Source organism: Thermomicrobium sp. CFH 73360 (assembly GCF_023806465.1).
In the GTDB taxonomy this organism is placed as follows: Bacteria; Chloroflexota; Chloroflexia; order Thermomicrobiales; family Thermomicrobiaceae; genus Thermomicrobium.
On record NZ_JAMSLS010000001.1, the window covers coordinates 234,100 to 254,021 of the forward strand.

At 60.6% G+C, this 19,922-nt stretch carries 18 protein-coding genes, 1 tRNA gene and 1 other annotated feature; of the genes, 2 read left to right on the top strand and 17 right to left on the bottom strand.

Features of this window, described 5'->3' with window-relative positions:
* Position 1 precedes the first annotated feature (1 nt).
* From atpA to NET03_RS13680, 12 genes are all read right to left on the bottom strand, one after another.
* Positions 2 to 1,534 (bottom strand): F0F1 ATP synthase subunit alpha, encoded by a 1,533-nt coding sequence (gene atpA / locus NET03_RS01020; RefSeq protein WP_252127029.1) that lies wholly within the window; start codon positions 1,532 to 1,534, stop codon positions 2 to 4.
* Between the two features lie 19 nt (positions 1,535 to 1,553).
* The gene (atpH, locus tag NET03_RS01025; protein WP_252127030.1) at positions 1,554 to 2,096 is read right to left on the bottom strand and encodes an ATP synthase F1 subunit delta; all 543 of its coding nucleotides are present in this window, start codon (positions 2,094 to 2,096) and stop codon (positions 1,554 to 1,556) included.
* A gap of 14 nt (positions 2,097 to 2,110) precedes the next feature.
* On the bottom strand, positions 2,111 to 2,608 hold the full coding sequence (atpF, locus tag NET03_RS01030) for a F0F1 ATP synthase subunit B (RefSeq protein ID WP_252127031.1): 498 nt from the start codon (positions 2,606 to 2,608) through the stop codon (positions 2,111 to 2,113).
* Between the two features lie 120 nt (positions 2,609 to 2,728).
* The gene (gene atpE / locus NET03_RS01035) at positions 2,729 to 2,935 is read right to left on the bottom strand and encodes an ATP synthase F0 subunit C (RefSeq protein ID WP_252127473.1); all 207 of its coding nucleotides are present in this window, start codon (positions 2,933 to 2,935) and stop codon (positions 2,729 to 2,731) included.
* A gap of 108 nt (positions 2,936 to 3,043) precedes the next feature.
* Positions 3,044 to 3,937 (bottom strand): F0F1 ATP synthase subunit A, encoded by an 894-nt coding sequence (gene atpB / locus NET03_RS01040; protein WP_252127032.1) that lies wholly within the window; start codon positions 3,935 to 3,937, stop codon positions 3,044 to 3,046.
* A gap of 7 nt (positions 3,938 to 3,944) precedes the next feature.
* Positions 3,945 to 4,199 (bottom strand): AtpZ/AtpI family protein, encoded by a 255-nt coding sequence (locus NET03_RS01045; protein ID WP_252127033.1) that lies wholly within the window; start codon positions 4,197 to 4,199, stop codon positions 3,945 to 3,947.
* A gap of 43 nt (positions 4,200 to 4,242) precedes the next feature.
* Positions 4,243 to 5,898 (bottom strand): CTP synthase, encoded by a 1,656-nt coding sequence (gene pyrG, locus NET03_RS01050; RefSeq protein WP_252127034.1) that lies wholly within the window; start codon positions 5,896 to 5,898, stop codon positions 4,243 to 4,245.
* Between the two features lie 31 nt (positions 5,899 to 5,929).
* Positions 5,930 to 6,571: an MBL fold metallo-hydrolase gene (locus NET03_RS01055; RefSeq protein ID WP_252127035.1), complete on the bottom strand. Its 642-nt coding sequence runs from the start codon at positions 6,569 to 6,571 to the stop codon at positions 5,930 to 5,932.
* A gap of 535 nt (positions 6,572 to 7,106) precedes the next feature.
* Positions 7,107 to 8,390 carry an acyl-CoA dehydrogenase family protein gene (locus NET03_RS01060; protein ID WP_252127036.1) on the bottom strand — a complete coding sequence of 428 codons (1,284 nt, stop codon included), beginning with the start codon at positions 8,388 to 8,390 and terminating at the stop codon, positions 7,107 to 7,109.
* Positions 8,391 to 8,400: 10 nt separating this feature from the next.
* Positions 8,401 to 10,518 (bottom strand): acetate--CoA ligase family protein, encoded by a 2,118-nt coding sequence (locus NET03_RS01065; protein WP_252127037.1) that lies wholly within the window; start codon positions 10,516 to 10,518, stop codon positions 8,401 to 8,403.
* Complete coding sequence (locus tag NET03_RS01070; protein ID WP_252127038.1) at positions 10,512 to 10,994, bottom strand: acyl-CoA thioesterase; 483 nt, start codon at positions 10,992 to 10,994, stop codon at positions 10,512 to 10,514. The genes NET03_RS01065 and NET03_RS01070 overlap by 7 nt, the downstream gene beginning before the upstream one ends.
* A gap of 360 nt (positions 10,995 to 11,354) precedes the next feature.
* Entirely contained in the window at positions 11,355 to 12,068 is a 714-nt protein-coding gene (locus tag NET03_RS13680) for a regulatory protein RecX (protein WP_252127039.1), read from the bottom strand.
* A gap of 58 nt (positions 12,069 to 12,126) precedes the next feature.
* On the opposite strand from NET03_RS13680, the gene NET03_RS01080 reads away from it, so the two are divergent.
* Positions 12,127 to 12,759 carry a YdcF family protein gene (locus NET03_RS01080; RefSeq protein ID WP_252127040.1) on the top strand — a complete coding sequence of 211 codons (633 nt, stop codon included), beginning with the start codon at positions 12,127 to 12,129 and terminating at the stop codon, positions 12,757 to 12,759.
* Positions 12,760 to 12,766: 7 nt separating this feature from the next.
* On the opposite strand, the gene leuS is transcribed toward NET03_RS01080, so the two are convergent.
* Both leuS and NET03_RS01090 read right to left on the bottom strand, forming a co-directional pair.
* On the bottom strand, positions 12,767 to 15,256 hold the full coding sequence (gene leuS / locus NET03_RS01085) for a leucine--tRNA ligase (protein WP_252127041.1): 2,490 nt from the start codon (positions 15,254 to 15,256) through the stop codon (positions 12,767 to 12,769).
* Between the two features lie 49 nt (positions 15,257 to 15,305).
* Positions 15,306 to 15,520: a binding site (T-box leader), on the bottom strand.
* A 54-nt stretch (positions 15,521 to 15,574) separates the two neighbouring features.
* Positions 15,575 to 15,646: transfer RNA gene (locus NET03_RS01090), tRNA-Ala, on the bottom strand.
* A gap of 336 nt (positions 15,647 to 15,982) precedes the next feature.
* Here NET03_RS01090 and rimO point away from each other — a divergent pair.
* Positions 15,983 to 17,395, top strand: coding sequence for a 30S ribosomal protein S12 methylthiotransferase RimO (gene rimO / locus NET03_RS01095; RefSeq protein ID WP_252127042.1), 1,413 nt, complete (start codon positions 15,983 to 15,985; stop codon positions 17,393 to 17,395).
* Here rimO and NET03_RS01100 read toward each other — a convergent pair.
* From NET03_RS01100 to NET03_RS01110, 3 genes are read right to left on the bottom strand one after another with little or no spacing between them, the layout of a single operon-like run.
* Entirely contained in the window at positions 17,359 to 18,183 is an 825-nt protein-coding gene (locus tag NET03_RS01100) for a lysophospholipid acyltransferase family protein (protein ID WP_252127043.1), read from the bottom strand. The genes rimO and NET03_RS01100 overlap by 37 nt on opposite strands.
* A gap of 26 nt (positions 18,184 to 18,209) precedes the next feature.
* A complete protein-coding gene (locus tag NET03_RS01105) occupies positions 18,210 to 18,872 on the bottom strand; it encodes a CDP-alcohol phosphatidyltransferase family protein (protein ID WP_252127044.1) in 663 nt (220 codons plus the stop codon).
* Between the two features lie 22 nt (positions 18,873 to 18,894).
* Positions 18,895 to 19,896, bottom strand: coding sequence for a DUF1648 domain-containing protein (locus NET03_RS01110; RefSeq protein WP_252127045.1), 1,002 nt, complete (start codon positions 19,894 to 19,896; stop codon positions 18,895 to 18,897).
* Between the last annotated feature and the right edge of the window lie 26 nt (positions 19,897 to 19,922).

Consider the following 19,922-nt stretch of genomic DNA (forward strand, 5'->3'; position numbering starts at 1 on the left):
GTTACACGATCACCCGCTCCTGCGGCGGTGTCCAAATGCTCTGCTTAAAGGCACGTGTAACGTCGTGGAGTTGCTGGATCAAATCGTCCTTCAACTCCCGCTCCGTGGCGATTCGCTGCAGGATCTGCGGGTGACTCGTCCGCAGATACTCGAGGAACTGCTTCTCAAACTCCCGTACATGCTCCACCAGCACATCGTCGAGATAGCCGTTCGTCGCCACCCAGATGATGGCAACCTGCTCCTCGACAGGCATTGGCTGGTATTGCGGCTGCTTGAGGACTTCGGTTAACCGCAAACCACGGTCAATTTGCCGCTTTGTCGCTGGATCGAGCTCGGCTGCAAACTGCGCGAACGCGGCAAGTTCGCGGAACTGCGCAAGCTCGAGGCGCAGCCGACCAGCCACTTGCCGCATCGCGCGGATCTGTGCCGCACCACCCACCCGCGAGACCGAGAGTCCCACGTTAATCGCCGGGCGAATTCCGGCATAGAACAGATCCGGCTCGAGATAGATCTGCCCATCGGTAATCGAAATGACGTTGGTCGGAATATAGGCCGAGACGTCATTGGCCTGCGTCTCCACGATCGGAAGCGCAGTCAACGTACCGCCACCAAGATCGTCCCGGAGACGGGCAGCACGCTCCAGGAGACGCGAGTGGAGGTAGAAAATATCACCCGGATACGCCTCGCGCCCCGGAGGTCGCCGCATGAGGAGCGAAACCTGACGATAGGCCCAGGCATGCTTGGACAGGTCATCGTAAACGATGAGCGCATGCCCGCCACTCTCCATGATCTCTTCACCCATCGCACAGCCAGCGTAGGGGGCGATATATTGCAGCGCCGCTGGATCGGACGCCGTCGCCGCCACCACGATCGTGTGCTCCATCGCCCCGTAACGATCGAGCGTCGCGACCGTCTGCGCCACCTGAGCGCGCTTCTGTCCGATCGCGACATAGATGCAGATGACGCCCTTCCCCTTTTGATTAATGATCGTGTCGATCGCAATCGCGGTCTTTCCGGTCTGGCGGTCACCGATGATCAGCTCGCGCTGTCCACGACCAATTGGAATCATCGAGTCGATTGCCTTGATCCCTGTCTGGAGCGCGGTGTCGACGTCTTGGCGCATCACCACACCGGGAGCGATCCGCTCGATCGGACGGAATTTATCGGTCTTGATCGGTCCCTTCCCGTCGATCGGCTCACCCAGGGCATTTACCACCCGCCCAACAAGAGCCGGACCCACTGGTACTGAGGCGATCCGCCCGGTCGCCCGGACCTCGTCGCCTTCCTCGATGCCGGTGTAGTCGCCAAGGATGATCACACCGACCGAGTCTTCCTGCAGGTTGAACGCGATGCCGAGCACGCCGTTCTCGAACTCGACGAGCTCGCTGGCCATCACATCACGCAGGCCATGTACCGTGGCGATGCCATCGCCGACCTGTACTACGTAGCCAACGTTGGTCACCACCATCCGGCTGCCATACTGTTCGATTTGCTGCTTCAGAATCTCTGTGATCTCGGTTGGTCGCACCGACATGCTGCCTCCCTCGCCACGCTCAGGCTGCTGCTCCGATCAATTGTCGGCGCAGTCCGGTCAGCTGCGTCCGCACACTAGCATCGAAAACCTCGTCGCCGATCCGCAGCACCACGCCGCCGAGTAACTCAGGATCAACCGATGTCCGGAGCTGGACCGGCCGCCCGAGGCGCGTCTCCAATTGCTGACGCACCCGTTCGATCTCCGCCTCCTCGAGCGATACGGCGGTCACCAGTTCGACGTCGAGGACACCTCGCTCCTCGCGGAGCAACTGCTGAAACGCTTCTGCGACATCCCGTAGTTGATGCCATCGTCCCCGCTCGAGCAACAAGACCAGCAGGCTGCGCAGATAGCGATCGTCCTCATCCGGAAACAACCGTTCGATCACCTGCACCTTCGCCTCGAGCGGGATCGCTGGATTCTCCACAAATTCTTCGAGATCCGTGTCCTCCGCGACCCGTATCAGGTCGAGCAACCGCTGCTCCCAGTGGGTCAGTTGTCCGTGTTCCTTGGCGACCGCAAACGCAGCCTGGGCATAGCGTTTGGCGACTCCAGCAACCGCCACGCTGCCCCCCTGCCCTACCGACGAGCACCATCGAGTTCTGCGAGCGCCCGCTCTACGAGAGCGAGATGTCGCTCACGATCCAGCTCTTCACGGAGGATACGCGTCGCGGCGAGAATGGCCAGATCAGCCACCTCTCGGCGCAGCTCTGCCCAGACACGCTGTCGTTCCGCCTCAATGGCCTCCTGGGCCTGCTGAATCAGTTGCTGCGCCTGCTGCTGCGCCTCCTCACGAGCGCGCGCGATAAGTTGTTCGGCGCTCTCGCGAGCACTCGCCACGATTCGCTGTGCCTCTCGCCGCGCCTCAGTGAGAATTTCTTCGTTCCGCGCCTGGGTCTCGGCAAGTTCGCGCTTCATCCGCTCCGCTGCCTCCAACCCCTCGCGGATCCGCTCCTGCCGCTGATCGATCATCCGCGTGATCGGCCCGAGCGCGAAGCGCCAAAACACCGCGAGAAAGAGCAGGAAGGCGATGAGCTGGACGAGTAGGTTTTCACCCGAGATTCCCAGCTGGTCCATGCTCCTGCCTAGCCCCTCCTACGACATGCTGCGTTTGTCCCGCTGGCGGACGGCGCCAGCAGCTCGTCTTGCCAGCTGCTGGCGCGACCTCACCAGCGTGGGCAATTCACTCCACAATGACTACAACACAAACGCTATGATCACCGCGACGACGAATGCGTAAATCGCAATTGCTTCCGCCAGCGCCGCGCCGATGATCATCGTCAAACGCACCGCACCCTCAGCCTCAGGGTTGCGACCAATCGCCTCCATCGCACCCTTGACGGCGAGACCAATGCCGATACCAGGCCCGAGCGCTCCCAACCCAATCGCCAGGGCCGCCGCCATCGGCACGACTACACCGGGTTCGGTCACATTCGAAAACACGCTCCTGTCCTCCCTTCACCAACCGACCCGACGACTCGAACCATCACTCGCTACTCGATCACACATCGCTCAGTCGCCACCAGCACCCCGCGCAGCAGCATGAGCCGCATGATGAGATGCATGCCGGTCACCGCTCTCGTGTTCCTCTTCGTGATGCCCGTCAGCTGAAGCAAGCGCAATGTAGATCAGAGTGAGTACCGCAAAGATGAGGGCCTGAATGAATCCGAAAAGGACTTCCAGGTACAGGAAGATCACGGGGATAAGGAGACCAATGACACTTATCTTGATCGCATTGGCAATGCCATACATCACAGTTAACAATGTCTCCCCGGCAAAGATGTTGCCGAAAAGACGGAACGAGAGCGAAACAATTCGCGACAGTTCGCTAATAATCTCGATCGGCAGAAGGAACGGTGGATTCGCCATGTGCTTAATTCGCCCCCAGAGCCCATGGGCCGACAACCCAGCGATCTGGAAAGCCACGTAGCTGATCAGTGCCATCGCCAAGGTCATGTTCAGATCAGCGCTCGGCGGACGAAACAGCGGCACCAGTGTCTTGCCGTGTGGCTCTCCTCCAGCCGCTCCTTCACTCGCCGCGACGAGAGCATGACTCCCCTCGTGCCAAATCCCAATCGTTCCAATACCCGGCAACAGACCAGTGTAATTGGCAACGATGATGAAAATGAACAGCCCACCGATCAGAGGAAAGATGCGGCGCCCAAGCCGCCTGCCCGCGGTTCCCTCCACCAGCCCGAGCAGGAACTCCACCACCATCTCGAAGATCGATTGCAGACGACCAGGAACAAGTTGGGCACCCCGTGCCACGACCGCGCCAAAGATCACGAGAAAGGCCATTACGAGGAGCATGGTCAAAAAGGAATTCGTGATACGGAGATCGAAGCCTGTGCCGGGGATCGACACCGTCCACAACGTCTCCGGCTTCACCGAGATATGGAGCTCCACGCCCGCCTTACCTCCTGCCACGCTGATCACGGTGGCCACCGCTCACGCGCGCCAACTCGTACAGGGCGTACGATGCCGTCGCCAGCCCAAGGACAACCCCGGCGAGTGTGAAGAGCGGCATCGTACCGAGCCACCGATCGAGGAGCACACCCCCACCAATACAGAGTACAAGACTAGACACAACCGAGAAGCCGAGTCCCAGGGCTGTCCCGATCGCTTGCCAGTCTCGTCCTTGCGGCGGGCGCGCTCCCGGCCCGCTCACGATTGCGCATCCTATCACAAACGGTCTGACGACGGCAACGTGCTCAGTCGTCCGCGACTTCAGCCGTAACAGGTGCCTCCAGTGGCAACGGGCGCTGATCTCCCTCGCGCAGAACTTGCTTCGCCACGCCCACGAAGGCGGTGAACAGCGGGTGCGGCCGGTTCGGACGCGACTTGAACTCTGGATGGAACTGCACCCCCACGAACCACGGATGGTCACGCAGCTCCATAATTTCTACATAGCGTCCATCCGGTGACTGCCCACTCACCACAAAGCCCGCTGCCTCGAACAGCTCGCGATAGGCATTGTTCACTTCCCAGCGGTGGCGATGCCGTTCGTAGACGAGCGGTTCTCCATAAGCGAACGCCGCCTTCGTTCCCGGAATCAGCGCGCACGGGTAACGCCCAAGCCGCATCGTTCCACCCATCTCGACGCCCCGTTGATCCGGCATGAGATCAATGACCGGATGAGGTGTCTCCGGGTCGATTTCTGTGCTGTTTGCACCGCACAATCCGAGCACATTTCGGGCGAACTCAATCACCGCCATGTGTAGCCCATAACACAAGCCGAGATACGGAATCTCTCGTTCCCGCGCGTACCGTGCGGCCAGAATTTTCCCCTCGACACCTCGCGGACCAAAGCCACCAGGAACCAGAATACCGTTCACATGGCGCAATGCTTCCTCAATCTCCGACCGGTCGGCGGTCGAGTTCACCCAAATAATCTCAACGGCAACATCGTGTGCCAACCCCGCGTGGGTCAAAGCTTCAGCCACACTAAGGTACGCATCGTGCAGTTCCACATATTTTCCAACGAGGGCGATACGTATACGCCGTCGTGGCGCCTTCAGGCGAGCGACCATCCGTTCCCAGTCGCCAAGTTCCGGCTCCCGATCTGGGAAGCCAAAGTGCTCGACAATGTACTGTCCGAGTCCCGCACGTTCGAGGATCAGCGGTACCTCATAGATCGTCTCGGCGGTTGGCAAGAGGATCACCGCATCTTCATCGACGTCCCCAAACAGCGCCACCTTGGCGCGAACGTCGTCACTGACCGGGTGATCCGTTCGACAGATAATTACGTCCGGCTGAATCCCAAGTGCGCGGAGTTCCTTAACGCTGTGCTGTGTCGGTTTGGTCTTGACCTCACCAGTACTCTGGATATACGGCAACAGTGTCACGTGGATATACAAGACGTTGCGCCGCCCCTCTTCCCGTCGCATCTGACGGATCGCTTCGAGGAAGGGCTGCCCCTCAATATCTCCAACCGTCCCACCGACCTCCACCACGACCACATCCGGCTGATGAATCTCTGTCACCTGGCGGATACGCGCCTTGATCTCGTTCGTGATGTGTGGGATCACTTGAACGGTGCCACCCAAATAATCACCCCGGCGCTCCTTGGCGATCACTGCCGAGTACACCTGCCCGGTTGTTACGTTCGAGGCCCGACTGAGATTCTCGTCAGTAAACCGCTCGTAATGCCCAAGATCGAGATCCGTTTCCGCACCGTCCTCCGTGACGAACACCTCTCCATGCTGGTATGGAGACATCGTTCCCGGATCAACGTTGAGATACGGGTCGAGCTTCATCAACGCGACCCGCAATCCCCGGCTCTTCAGAAGGCGCCCGATCGCGGCGGTCGCGATTCCCTTCCCGACCGACGACACGACGCCACCAGTCACGAACACATATTTCGGCATCGCCACACCTCCGAGAACGTGTCTTTCACCATCATGGATCGGGCGCAAGCACCACCACCTCGACCGCCTCCCCAAATTCCCCCTTGCGCACGGTCAAGGTCTCGCGCGTCGACCATTCGGTGACGCCCATCGCTCGCATGAACCGCTCCAGCGGATCGCGTGCGGCATCTCCGTGCTCCGTTCGAAACTGCAACGGGATCACTATATGCGGTTCAATCTGCCCGATCACCTCAACAGCACGGTCTGCATCGAGCGTCGGCCCACCACCGACCGGAATCAGCAGCACGTCGACATCGCTGAGGAGCTCGGCCTGCTCATCGCTCAACACGTGGCCCAGATCACCAAGATGGCACACCTGCACCCCATCGAGATCGACGACGTAGACGGTGTTTTTGCCGAGTCGCCGTCCCTGCTCATCATCGTGGTATGTCCTGATCCCGGTGATGAACGTGCCCTTGATCTCGTACTCCCCGGGCCCCTCAATGAGTCGGTAGCCGGGACGGACAAGCTCTAAGTTGCGGTGTCCAGGATGGGGATGACTCACGGTCACGATGTCCGCACGTTGTTTGCTTGGCAGATAACCTGTCTCTGGTCCGACCGGGTCCATGAGCACAGTCACATCGCGACCCCGCAAGCGGACACACGCATGCCCCAGCCACTTGATCTCAGCCATCGACCAGCCGTCCGTTCGCACTGAACACAACACGGGACTGGGTGATCGACGAGGGTCCGTCTTTCACATCGGGACCCCAGTATACCCTGTGTCCGTTCACCCTCGCAAGCCAGGGGCTCCGAAGCACCGGTGGGCCACGCCCGGTGTCAAGAGGGAAGAGAGGGAAATCGGTGTGAGGAGAGGACTTGCGCGTCCTTCGGGATCGACAGCACACCGCTCCTCATTGGCGATCGTTCGCCACCTCCGGCTCTGGGAAGGGTCACTTCTGCCACGTTTCTGGACTGCACAAGAAGGCCCAGGCTCATCGACCTCAGTATGACGGAAGCAAGAGACGCAGCACGTGACGTCCCCGATATTCCAATGCTCTGCAGGAGAAGCCCCCTGTAGGACAACCCCCGAAAGGACATCTCAGATATTCCTGCTAGTCGGCGCGGACACTCTTTCCCAGAAGCGAACAGATCGGGAGCATGTAAGCAGTCAGTGCGGGCGAGTGTACACTCTCGCCCGCACTGCTAATTGCAAGACTACTTGGCTGTCAGTCGTCCGCTGCCAATTCGTCCAAATGCTGGTAGCCCCAATCAAGATACGGGCGATCGGGGAGCAACGCGCGCTCCAGCATCCGCTCGACCCGGATCGCATGCTCCCGCGCCCGCTCGTCCGGTGCCCGCTCTGGATCATAGAGCTTGCTCATTTGCTTCCAGATAATCCGCCGCTGGACTTCACTCGTCCCCTCAACGATGCGTAGGCTACGATAGTTACGGTAGATCCGCTCCAGTGGGTAGTCCCGGCAATACCCTCGCGCACCGAACAGTTGCACAGCGGCATCGACGACTTCCTGGCAGGCCTCAGTCGAGTAAAACTTAGCCATTGCCGCCTCTTTAGCAGCAAACTCACCCCGGTCGATCTTCCGTGCTGCCTCATACATCGCCAGGCGCGACAGCCAAATCTTGGTCGCTGCATCGGCAAGCATCCATTGAATACCCTGGAGGTCCGCCAGAAGCTGCCCAAAGGCACGGCGCCGCTTGACATAGGCCTGAGCGAGCTCCCACGCGCGTTCAGCATAGGCAATCGCCAGCGCACAACACTTCGTCCGTCCCTCATCGAGTGTGCGCATGAGCAACCTGAAGCCCCAGCCGACTTCCCCAAGGACATGCTCATCCGGAATGACACAATCCTCAAACACCAGAATGCTCTCGTCGATTCCCGCATTCCCCATCATCTTCTGCCGTCGCTCAACGCGCATTCCTGGAGTCCCCTTCGGCACAAGGAACACCGTAATCCCGCCGTGCGCTCCCTTGCCGGGGTCGGTTGTCGCAGCGACGGTGAACACATCGCCCCTCTCGGCCCAGGTGATCCAATATTTGACACCATTCAGCACCCAATGGCCATTCCGGCGCTCGGCACGCGTCGTAATACCCTGTCCATCGGAACCTACACCGGGTTCGCTCATTGCAAAGACCCCGATGATCTCTCCCCGCGCCAGCCGTGGAAGATATTCGCGCTTCTGCTCTTCTGTCCCACCATGCAGGATGGCCAGGCTACCGATCCCATTGTTTAGGTCGATGACGTACCCGATCGCTAGCGGAGCCTTATGGATCTGTTCCAAAACGAGGCATGTCTCGAGGAGGTTGAACCCCAGCCCACCGTACTCTTTCGGGATCGTCATTCCAAAGTACCCGCGTTTTGCGACATCGGCGATCACCTCGGGCGGCAAGTAATCCGTTCGCTCAATCTCATCCTCGAGGGGCATTAGCTCCTCATAGACATAGCGCTTCGTCTCTTCGACGAACTCGAGCACTTCAGGCCGAACACCCTCCATGGCACACCCCCTATCCATGGTGCCGAGCCACGATGAGCCCATCCACGACCCATGCCCCCGCCCCGTCTTCCCTGACAATGAGCGGGTTCACTTCCGCCACCTCAATCAGTCCCTCTCCTGCCTGAGCGAACCAGCTGAACCGCACCAGCGCATCCACCAGCGCCGCTCGATCGCGTGGTGCTTTCCCTCGGTAGCCAGCAAGGAGCGCTGCACCTCGCAGCTCACTCAGCATCTCTTCTGCTTCTTCTGCAGTGATTGGAGCACGTCGGTAGACCACGTCCCGCAGGAGTTCCACCAGAACCCCGCCGAGCCCCACGCTCACCACCATGCCGAACGTCGGATCGTCATGACAGCCGAGAATCACCTCTAATCCCGGAGGTACTTGTTCCTGTACAAGGAAGCCCGTCACACCCCCTGGCTGGAACTCAGCGATTCGCTCACTCATCTCCAGCCATGCTCGCTCCAATTCGCGCGGCCCACCGATCCCCAGTCGCACCGCCCCACGCTCCGTTTTGTGCAGCAGATGCGGTCCGACCGCTTTGAGGACAACCGGATACCCGAGTTCTTCGGCTGCCGCCAGCGCTTCCCCCAGCGTGTGCACCAGCCATTCTTGCGGATGCCGTAAGCCGATGAGCGCCAACAACCGTTTTGCTTCGTATTCACCGAGTACCGGACTACTCCTCAGCACGCGGGACAGTGCCGCACGGAGCTCGTCCAGTCCGCTGGGTCGCTGCGGCTGAGGTCTCGGTCGCTCGCGCCATTGCCGGTACCACGCTGCGCGAGCGATAGCCCGGTAGCCGTATTCGGTTCCTTGCAAGACTGGGACACCGGCACTTCGTAACATGCTCACGGCCGTATTGTCGAGCCCATTTGCCTGGTTCGTTACCACGGCAATCGGCTTTGCTGTGTATCGAGAGAGCTTCAGCAGAGCCTGCGCATAGAGTTGCGCTTCCTCCGTCTCCCGCACCATATCCGTACCGAGCACCACGGTGTCCACTGCAGGATCGTCCGCCAACGCCTGCAGTGCAACGGGGTAGACCTCCTCGAAGTTCCCGGCCCCCCACGCATCAAGTGGATTGCTGATCGGCACGTACGGTGCGAGGACGCCGCGCAGACGCTCCGCAGTCTGTATGTCCAATGGCGGGAAGGCGATACCAACTCGCTCTCCCCAATCCAAGATCAGTGTCTTTTCGCCACCACTATCGGTTACTGCGCCGACTCGATTCGTCGCCGGCAGGCGACCAGCCAAGAGGAACTCGGCAACATCGTAGAGCTCGTCGAGCGTGTCAACTCGGATCACTCCGTATTGGTTTAGGACTCCGGCCACAACCTCGTGTGATCCAGCCAGCGCTCCGGTGTGGGCCAGCACCGCTGCCCGACCTGCTTCCGAGCGCCCCACCTTCAGAACGACCACCGGAACACCACGACGGTGAGCCACCTCAACAACCTCGAGGAGGCGAGGTCCATCACGCACTGTCTCCAGGAAGGCCACCAGAAGTTTGACCGCAGGATCTTCGAGCGCAGCGGCCAAGTATTCCGCAGCATCTAAAACCGCTTCGTTCCCACTCGAAACGAGATACCGGAAGCGAATGCCGCGTGTGTTGTGGGCAAGTGACCAGAAGACCGAACCGCTCTGGACGACTCCTGCCACCGCACCAGATGCGAGATCCTCCGGGAGGTGGTAGCCAGTGAGCGTCACCCCTTCGTCAGGCACGATCAAGCCAAGACAATTCGGTCCGCAGACAGCGACTCCATGCTCTTCGGCCAGGCTCACGAGCTCTGCTTGGATCCTTTGCCCATCCGGTCCTGCCTCACCGAACCCCGACCCCAGGATCACAGCAGCCCGCACACCAAGTTCCACTAACTCACGGAACGCAAACAGCGTGTTCTCCGGTGAGAGGGCAATCACCGCACAGTCTGGCACTGCCGGTAATTCACCGATAGATCGGTAGCAGGGATAGCCTTCAACCGGTTGACCACTTGGATGAACTGCCCAAACCGTCCCACGGTAGCCAAACCGTCGCAGGTTCGCCAGCACTGTCCGCGCCATACGGCGGCGTGGACTTGCACCAACGACCGCAACCGAGCGGGGACGCAATAGCAAACCAAGCGCTCTCTTGGTCAGCATGTCCACCCCTCGAATCGCTCCACGGCCTGGCGCACAAAATCAGGCACCGGGTGAGCCTGGCGCGTCCGCACGTCGAAACAGACGAGGACCAAACGACCCGATGCGTGTGGCACCTTCTTCTCCCCGTTCATCACTGCGAACTCGACATCGAAGCTCGACCCACCGATCCGACTGATGCGGAGACCAATCGCGAGTTCGTCGTCAAAGACTGCCGGGCTTCGCCAGTCAATCTCCGCGTGAACTGCCGCCCAATCGAAGCTCCCCTCCTCGATCGTGCGGCGCAGGTCGATCCCGAGCGTCCGAAAATACTCCATCAATGCTTGCTCGATGTACTCCAAATACACCGCGAAGTAGACGACTCCCTGCTTGTCACAATCGCGGTATCGCACGCGCCAGGGAAACCAGAATCGAAAGACATCCTTTCCAAAATCTGTTGACGATGGCGATGCCGATTGCGCTTTTGTCGTCTCGTTCATCACCGTGATCGTCTCGTACGCTCGCTAAACCCTACCGGATACGATCAGGCAACACACTACCAGGGACCACCCGGACTGGCAAGAGGAGTTCCGTGCATCTGGGCATCTCCCGTCCACTGAAGACCGTTCGGGCAGAACGCGCGATCTTCTTCCGTCTGTTCACCAACCTCTGGGGGAAGATAGGAGTTGAACGCAGAAACGATCAGCTCTCAGTCGGCCAGGTCACCTACCGCTTGTCCAGCACCAGATGAAGCGCTCCAATGATTTGTTCCGCCGGTAATCACGGAGACCACCCTTTGACAGTGCTTTTCGTTCCCAATTACTTGTGGGATGCGGTGTCTCAGCTTGCAGTGAAACGGGTCACCTTTCCTCGTGGTCGATCCTCGACGGCCAATCCGTATCTCGCTCCATCTCGTCGGTGACCTCCGCATCGCTCTCTCCATCCATCCGGTACTCTCGCAGAACCGCGCGGATGACCGACCACGAAAATCCGCGCCGCTGAAGGAGCCCCGCAAGTCGTCGCTGCGCTGTCTTGGCATCAACGCGCTGCAAGCGCTGCTGGTGCTTCCGCACGAGCTCACGAGCAGCCGCAAGCTCACTCTCAGGATCCTCAACCACAACCTCATTGATCAGCTCAGGAGACACACCCTTAGACCGGAGTTCTTGACGCAAAGCTGCTGCACCGCGAGGATTGGTCGCCTGCCGCTGTGCGACCCACGCTTCAGCGAAGGCTCGATCGTCCACATAGCCGAGCATGCGTAGGCGAGCGAGTGCTTCCTGGATGACTGGCTCACTAAACCGTTTTTGCCGCAAACGCTGTTGGAGCTCCGCTTCGCTGCGCGGGCGAACACTGAGGAGGCGCAGGCCCACCTCCAGCGCCGCATCGACTGCCGCTGCGTGCTCGATCGCCGCGCGCCGCTCGGTCGTCACTACCTCGCCAACACGGAGCCCAAGTTCAGCGACCCGCGCTGCACTCAACGTCACCCATGCGATGCCGTTCCGTTCGATCCGAAAGCGATCTGCTCGCCGAGGATCGGGAACTACTTGTGTAATGGTCTGAGGAGCTTCATCCACCGTTCATCCTCCCCACAGCCCGGCTCCTCTGGCACAGTTAGCGCCGGAGGGCGGAGGGATGGTTCGATCAGTCCCTGCATCGCACCGAATCCGATCACGAGCACGGTTACTCATAACGGGGCTTTTCGGCCTCGGTGCACTCGCGACTGGCGCGACACTGCTTGTTCTGGGCCTAGCGATCGAAACGCAAGCACGCAACGACGAGCGAGCTCCCGCCGATGCCATTCTGGTTCTCGGTGCGGCGCAGTACAATGGTCGGCCCACCCGTGCCTTCCGTGCACGGCTCGACCACGCCGCGGCCCTCTACCGTCAAGGGTACGCCCGTACTCTTGTCCTCGTCGGCGGAACGGCTGCTCCAAGCGAACCGAGCGAGGCCGAAGTCGGGGCGCGGTATCTTGAACAACTCGGCATACCGGCGGATGCCTTGCTTGTCGTGCCTGAGGGCCGCAACACCTGGCAGAGCCTTCAGGCTGCAGCTAGGCCGCTGCGTGCCATCGGTGCGCGCCGCGTGCTCCTCGTCAGCGATGGCTTTCATTTGTTCCGGAGCAAACTCATGGCGAACGATCTCGGCTTCCAGGCACTCGGATCACCAGCACCGAACAGCCCCATCCGCCAGGGATCCTTGCTCGAACGCTGGTACATGATCCGCGAGGCAGTTGCCACCCTCGCCTATCTCATTGGACGACGCTAAACCGTCCTCAATCTGCCGCTTCGCTGACGACGAAATTCACCAGTCGCCCCGGAACGTACACCACCCGTTCGATCCGTCGGCCAGCAAGATACGCCTGCACGCGCTCGGCTGCCCGTGCTCGGGCAACAGCTTCTTCCTCACTGATCGTCACAGGGACGACGATCCGGTCGCGCACACGGCCGTTGACCTGAATCACGAGTTCGAGGGTCTCCTCCGCAGCGAGCTCCGGATCGTAGGCAGGCCATGCCTGCTGATGCACACTGTAGGGTTTGCCAAGCCGCTCCCACAGCTCCTCAGCGATGTGTGGCGCACCCGGTGCTAGCAGGAGAACGAGCGTCTCCAGCGCTTCCCGCCAGACTGGCATTTGCACGACCGGCGTTTCACGCAGGCGCGAGAGTTCGTTGACAAACTCCATCATCCGCGCGATCGCCGTATTAAAGCTGAAGGTTTCGAAATCGTCCGTCACTTGCTTAATCGTGCGGTGCAAGAGACGCCGCAATGCCCGAGCCTGGTCGTCGTCTTCCAGTTGCACGGGCACATCTCGTGTCTCATTCACCAAAGACCAGACACGCTGCAGGAAACGCTGGACGCCGGCTACTCCCCGCGAACTCCACGGCCCGCCCTGACTCCATGGGCCGATGAACATGAGATACAACCGAACCGTATCTGCCCCAAGACGTGCAACGAGATCGTCCGGATCAACAACATTCCCGCGGCTCTTCGACATCTTCTCCCCGTCTTCGCCGAGGATCACCCCGTGGTTGAAGAGCCGCAGAAATGGTTCGCGATGGTTCACCAGCCCCAGGTCAGCAAGCGCCTTCGTCCAAAATCGGCTGTACAGGAGATGCAGAATGGCATGTTCGATTCCACCGGTATATTGGTCAACTGGCGTCCAATAGGCGACCTTGTCAGGGTCGAATGGCCGCTGATCCTCATGCGGGCTGAGATAGCGATACCAATACCACGACGAATCGACGAATGTGTCCATCGTATCCGTCTCGCGCCGCGCGGGACCACCGCACTGCGGACACTCGGTGTTCACGAATGCCTCGTGGGTTACGAGCGGTGATTGGCCTGTCGGCATGAACTCAGCGTCCTCAGGCAACAGAACCGGCAACTGCTCCTCCGGCACCGGCACGATGCCACAGCGGTCACAGTACACGATCGGAATCGGTGTACCCCAATAACGCTGGCGCGAGATCAGCCAGTCGCGCAACCGGTAGGTGACCTCGCCACGGCCGATTCCCTGCTCTTCCAGCCAAGCGATGACCTTGCGGACCGCCTCGCCCCCAGCAGTCGGCGTCCCATCGAACGGCCCGGAGTTCACCATAACGCCTTCCCCGTCGTACGCTTCCTCCATCGTCGCGGGGTCAAGCGTACGATCCGGTGGCTGGATCACGACGACGATCGGTAGACCGAAGGCACGAGCAAACTCGAAGTCGCGTTGGTCGTGCGCCGGAACAGCCATGATCGCTCCCGTGCCGTAGTGCATCAGTACGTAGTCAGCAATCCAGATCGGAATCCGCTCGCCGTTGGCTGGATTGATCGCATAGGCCCCGATGAAGACACCGGTCTTCTCGCGCTCGGTCGACGTCCGCTCGATATCACTGCGGCGCCGCGCCTGCTCAACGTAGGCCTCCACATCGGCACGACGCTCGGGTGTCGTCAACGTCTCGACAAGTGGGTGCTCTGGTGCCAACACCAAGAAGGTGGCGCCCCACAGCGTGTCCGGTCGCGTTGTGAACACCTCGATCGGATCACCGCGCTCCGACCGAAATACGATCCGCACGCCCTCCGAGCGGCCGATCCAGTTGCGCTGCATCGTGATCACGCGCTCTGGCCATTCGATGCCGTCAAAGCGCAGGAGTTCCTCAGCATAGGCGGTGATACGCAGGAACCACTGCTCGAGGTCACGCCGGTAGACCTCTGTACCGCAGCGTTCACAGCGACCGTCAATCACTTGCTCGTTCGCGAGCACCGTCTGGCAAGTCGGACACCACCACACCGGCGCCTTGGCACGGTAGGCCAGTCCGTGCTTGTAGAACTGCAGGAAGAACCACTGATTCCAGCGATAATACTCTGGTAGACAGGTAATGACTTCCTTTGACCAGTCGAACATCGCCCCCATCGAGCGCAGCTGCTTCTTCATGTGGGCGATGTTCTGCATCGTCCAGACCTTTGGATGAATCCCGTGCTTGATTGCCGCGTTCTCCGCGGGGAGACCGAATGCGTCGAAGCCAAATGGGAACAAAACGTTGTACCCGCGCATGCGCTTGTAGCGAGCAGCTGCATCCGCGGGCGCATAGGAGAACCAGTGACCGATGTGAAGGTTCCCTGACGGATAGGGGAACATCACGAGGTGGTACCATTTGGGTCGGGTCGGATCCTCACGCACATCGGCGTAGATCCCTGTTTCCTCCCAGATCTTCTGCCACTTCGGTTCAATGACTAGGGGCTCGTAGCGCTCGGTCTGCCGCTCCTGCTGCGTCGTCGCCATCCCTCTGCCTCCCACGTTCTCGCGCCTCGAACGCACAACGGCCCGTCCACGAAGGGACGGGCCGACCCGCGGTACCACCCTCCTTGGTGTCGCTGGTGCGACACCCACTCTGGCGTGCGCTAACGGGCACGACCCGGCGCGAGCTACTCCTTTTCACCCGCGCAGCTCCGAGGCGAGTTCACGCACCCACGCTGGCCAGGCTCACACTCTCCCCAGCTCGCTCGACAGCCACGGTGCGCTACTTCTCCTCGTCGTCGCCTTTCCCCAGCACGACAATGACCGGTCACACCGGGCGGTGGACCGGCTTCGCTATGGTCGTGGAGCTGAGGGGACTCGAACCCCTGACCCCAACGCTGCCAGCGTTGTGCTCTCCCACTGAGCTACAGCCCCGCGCCCTCGCTGGCGCACAAGACAGTCTAGCACACTCTCAGCTTTGTCGCAACGCCCCGCTCGCACTTGCGCGGCTCAATCAACGCGCTCCGTGTTCACCCTGTGAGCCGTTCAATGTACCGAGACTCGAGCACCTCCTGTGAACACCATGACTGCATCGTTCTCCTCACAACCTACCAGCTCTCAAAACAACACCCCCTGCCTGAGGCGAACGATCCCGGACAATGCCAGGGCATAGCACGCACTCTGCCTGCAAGAGCTCGCCAGATGTTGGTTCCTCCTGGCCGTCGAGGCATACTTGCTCAGACAGGGCGGCCGTATCGCCGAGGAACAAGAATGAAGGCACCGATTCGATTCCATATCGTGACGCTCGGTTGCTCAAAGAATCAGGTCGATTCTGAGGGGATGGCACAACGCCTCATCGCCCAAGGGTTTGAGCCAACAGATGATCCCCGCAAGGCACGCGTCGTCATCATCAACACCTGCGGCTTCCTTGGCGCCGCACGCGCCGAGTCACGTGCCACGATTGAACGCCTTTTGGCTCGCCGCCGTCCCGGTCAAGTCATCATCGCGGCAGGCTGCATGGTCAGTCTCGATGAGCACCGCCGAGAGCTTCCAGACGGCCTCGATGCGCTCCTCTCCACCCGAGAGTGGACGCGCATCGATTCACTTGTCGCCACGCTTCTTGATTTGCCAGTTCCGAGTGTCCGCCCACCCGAAGAGACACTGCCGACATTTCGTCGTCTTCCCACAGCGCGACCAAGCGCCTACGTCAAGATCGCCGACGGCTGTGACCACCGCTGCTCATTCTGTGCCATTCCACTGATAAAGGGCCAGCAGGTCAGTAAACGGCCGTCTGATGTCGTTCGCGAGATCCGCGAGCTCGTCGATGTCGGAACCAAAGAAGTTGTGCTAGTGGCCCAGGACACCATCCGGTATGGCGCCGATCTGGGGCTCCGCGACGGACTCCCTGGTCTCCTCCGTCTCATCGCCGATGAGGTCCCCGAACTTCCTTGGCTGCGGTTACTCTACCTCTATCCCACCCCGCTGCTTTTCCGTTTGATCGATACCATGGCGGAACTTCCGCCATGCGTGCCGTATCTTGACATCCCACTCCAACACGCAGATCCGGCCATCTTGCGCGCCATGGCTCGCCCGAGCAACCCTGACTTTTACCGCCGGCTTATCGCCTATGCGCGCCAACGCATCCCGGACGTGGCACTCCGTACGACGTTCATCGTTGGCTTTCCCGGTGAGACGGACGAACACTTCCAGCGACTCTACGACTTTGTGGAGGAAATGCAGTTCGATCACGTCGGTGTCTTCGTCTATTCCCGTGAAGAGCCGACAGCCAGCGCCCGCGTTGGGCAACCCGTACCACGCGAGATCGCGGAAGGGCGCCGGGCAGCGCTCATGGAACTACAGCAGCGTATCTCGCTCGCGAAGAACAAAACGCTTGTTGGCCAGGAACTCGAAATCCTGATTGAGGGTCACGGCGAGCTGGAAGACGAGTTGGGGCGGCGCTCGCCACTGTCAGCCGGGCGAGCCGCGCGGCATGCGCCGGAAGTCGACGGCCTCGTCTTCGTACCGGGGCAACTTCCAATCGGTGAACTCGTCAGGGTACGGGTGACCCATGCCGAGCCCTACGACCTGTGGGCCGAGTACCCGTCAGCACGGCTGAAGCCCTCACGGCGCACACTGTCGCGAACTCGTCAGCACGACCACACGGGGCTGAACACCAACCACTGATCGGGAGCTCGCTGGATAGCCTGCTCAAGCACCTGCACCATTGTTTCCAATGCGGAGTGCACGTCCTGCTCTGCATCATCGCTCCGTGGTACAACGATCGGCCGCTCTATACGCACCACATAGCTGCGGCCTATCCGGTAGCAGAAGACAGGAACCAGCGAGCAGCCGAGCCGACGCGCCAGCCGAACCGGTCCGTCAGGCAGCTGCGTCGGAACGCCAAAGAATTTAATCGTCCGACCATTTCCCAGGACATTTCGATCGACCAGGAAAACGACGCTTTGCTGCGATGCGATCGCCTCAATGGCTTGACGGAGCCCTTCCCGCGTCGGCGTCACCAGCGTGATGCCAGGAGCACTCCGCAACGCGCGGACGACTAGGTCGAGCCACCGCGGCCGCATAGGCGCCGCCAACGCGGAAATCCGGTAACCCTGGGCACCCAGGAGTGCTCCAACAACATCAAAAGGGCCGAGATGCGCTGAGATGACGATGGCTGGTCTTCCAACCTCTCTCCCTTCATCATCTGCGAATTCGAACACGATAGGTGGGTGCCACAGTTGGCGGAGAAGGCGAATTGCTACGAGCGCCAAAACGTTTCTCACGCTGCTACGAAATGCTTGGCGTACCACGGCGTGCACCATAGGCGAGTCGGGCACCACGGAGAGGACACGTGCGACGTTTGCCGCTGCAGCCCGCCGCTGACAACGAAGGACAGCGAACGCCAGGTCGGCAATCCGATCAGCGATCCATCCCCCAATGAATTCGAGCAGTGGCGGACGAGAGGTCTCCACTCCACATCGCATCGCTCGGCAACAGATTAGCCTGCAGTCGGTTCCTCGGCCGAGGCTCGTTGGAAATCTTCCGCCGACCATCCAAGATAGGGCCAGGCGTCCACTATCACGGGCAGGCCACGCACCACCGTCAGCGCGAGCGTCGCGTACACGCTCGCCCACCCAAGAGCGAGTGAGACCGGCCAATGGAACAACCAACTGGCACCTGGAAATCCACCACTTTGCTCGACGATCAATCCACCAAGAAAGAGAAAGGCCACCAGCTTCGCGACACCGTACAGGGCCCGCATGGCTCGCGAGGCAGTGAGAAAGCGCGTCAGTCGAGTCCGGGCCATCGTTCGTTCACCGAAAGGCGTCCGCCCAGCCTGGAGCGCAACGCTCCGGAGCCCGTCGACGAGAAAACCACGCGTCATGACAAGCAGGGGGGCCCACACCCCAATCAGGCCGAGATCGGCGAAAACGATCCATAACGCGTTCTCGACGACACGATCTCCGGCGATATCGAAGACTGCGCCGAAGACAGTTGACTGTCCTCGTCGCCGGGCGACGATGCCATCGACTGCATCCCCCAGGAAGACGACGAAGAGCACCAGCCACGCGAGGAGCGACAGCCAGCGCTGTTGGCTATACAGGAGCCCGATAGCTACAAACAGCAGCGCGACTCGGCCGGCAGTGATCGCGTTGGCCACGGCTGGCCCCTTTCACTTCGTCTCAGAGTGTGATCATCAACAGTGCGATCCAGGTCAGGGCGAGTACAACAACCGTGCCGGCCAGCAAGAGTCGAGCCGCAAAGCGCTCGAGGGGCTCAGCAAGGAAAGCGAGCGCAAAATTGGCGATGGTGACAATCGCCGCCACTATCGGCAGCAACCACAGATCGCGGCGCGTGCCGATCCGATCTGGGAGTCCTGCGGCGTTCCAGTGAAGGACCAGCGTCTCCGGCAAGTGAACCGAGCGGAGGACCAGGAACACAACGAGCCCCGCGAGTAAGCCAAGCGACAGCGCGGCAAGACCAAGCGCCACAGGATCGCGCAAGAACACCGACCGTAGTGCAGAAGCGAAGTCTTGCGTAGTTCGCGGTTCCCTAGCGTCGCCCACTGTCGGGAAAGCCGCCGTCCAGCCCGCTTCGGCCAGTTGCTCGCGGCCCGCGATGGTAACCGGCGCGGTTCCCAACTCGCGTTGTCTTCGAGCCGCCGCAACCTGTTCCAGAAAAATGACCGGCTGTGCTGGGGAGATTGCCCAATGCTCCGTCCCTGTGGAGAGCAGAAGTTGCCGACTGGTCGGTTGCGTGGCCGCTACACGAACACGCCCAAAAGGAGACCGTAACCAGCCCACATAGTAGCCAGGCCAGAATGGCTGCCACCGCTGCATCGCTCCACCAAGCAACGGCGCAGCAGGACCAGCATACGTGAGTCGATCAAGCGGTACTTCGTCGATCCGCCCTCCCCACCGGATACGGATCGACCGATCTGTCACATCGTAACCGAGGGAAAAGTACCCAACTAGGAGATAGCCCATGCTGACGGTGCCAACACCACTCACAAGGAAGACCACCCAGAGGATTGGTAAAGAGAGCGTCGACCGCGTGACCTCAAGGAGCCCAAGAAGTGCGAGTACTGCGGTTGCTGCAAATACGCCAAAGAGTCCGAGGCCGATCAATCCGCCTGCTGAAGGAGCTGCTCGCGCGCGATAACGGATCGAACTCGGGGCGCGCATGCTGCCCGTCTCCTCACGGATCATTC

Bases quoted from the DNA above. Each gene is read 5' to 3' on its own strand.
- NET03_RS01110 (WP_252127045.1), bottom strand. From the start codon at position 19,896: ATGCGCGCCCCGAGTTCGATCCGTTATCGCGCGCGAGCAGCTCCTTCA.
- atpF (WP_252127031.1), bottom strand. From the start codon at position 2,608: ATGGACCAGCTGGGAATCTCGGGTGAAAACCTACTCGTCCAGCTCATC.
- NET03_RS01070 (WP_252127038.1), bottom strand. From the start codon at position 10,994: ATGAACGAGACGACAAAAGCGCAATCGGCATCGCCATCGTCAACAGAT.
- leuS (WP_252127041.1), bottom strand. From the start codon at position 15,256: ATGGCGACGACGCAGCAGGAGCGGCAGACCGAGCGCTACGAGCCCCTA.
- NET03_RS01060 (WP_252127036.1), bottom strand. From the start codon at position 8,390: ATGGAGGGTGTTCGGCCTGAAGTGCTCGAGTTCGTCGAAGAGACGAAG.
- NET03_RS01065 (WP_252127037.1), bottom strand. From the start codon at position 10,518: ATGCTGACCAAGAGAGCGCTTGGTTTGCTATTGCGTCCCCGCTCGGTT.
- atpE (WP_252127473.1), bottom strand. From the start codon at position 2,935: ATGGCGGCGGCCCTGGCGATTGGGTTGGGAGCGCTCGGGCCTGGTATC.
- NET03_RS01080 (WP_252127040.1), top strand. From the start codon at position 12,127: ATGGTTCGATCAGTCCCTGCATCGCACCGAATCCGATCACGAGCACGG.
- rimO (WP_252127042.1), top strand. From the start codon at position 15,983: ATGAAGGCACCGATTCGATTCCATATCGTGACGCTCGGTTGCTCAAAG.
- NET03_RS01055 (WP_252127035.1), bottom strand. From the start codon at position 6,571: ATGGCTGAGATCAAGTGGCTGGGGCATGCGTGTGTCCGCTTGCGGGGT.
- atpA (WP_252127029.1), bottom strand. From the start codon at position 1,534: ATGTCGGTGCGACCAACCGAGATCACAGAGATTCTGAAGCAGCAAATC.
- pyrG (WP_252127034.1), bottom strand. From the start codon at position 5,898: ATGCCGAAATATGTGTTCGTGACTGGTGGCGTCGTGTCGTCGGTCGGG.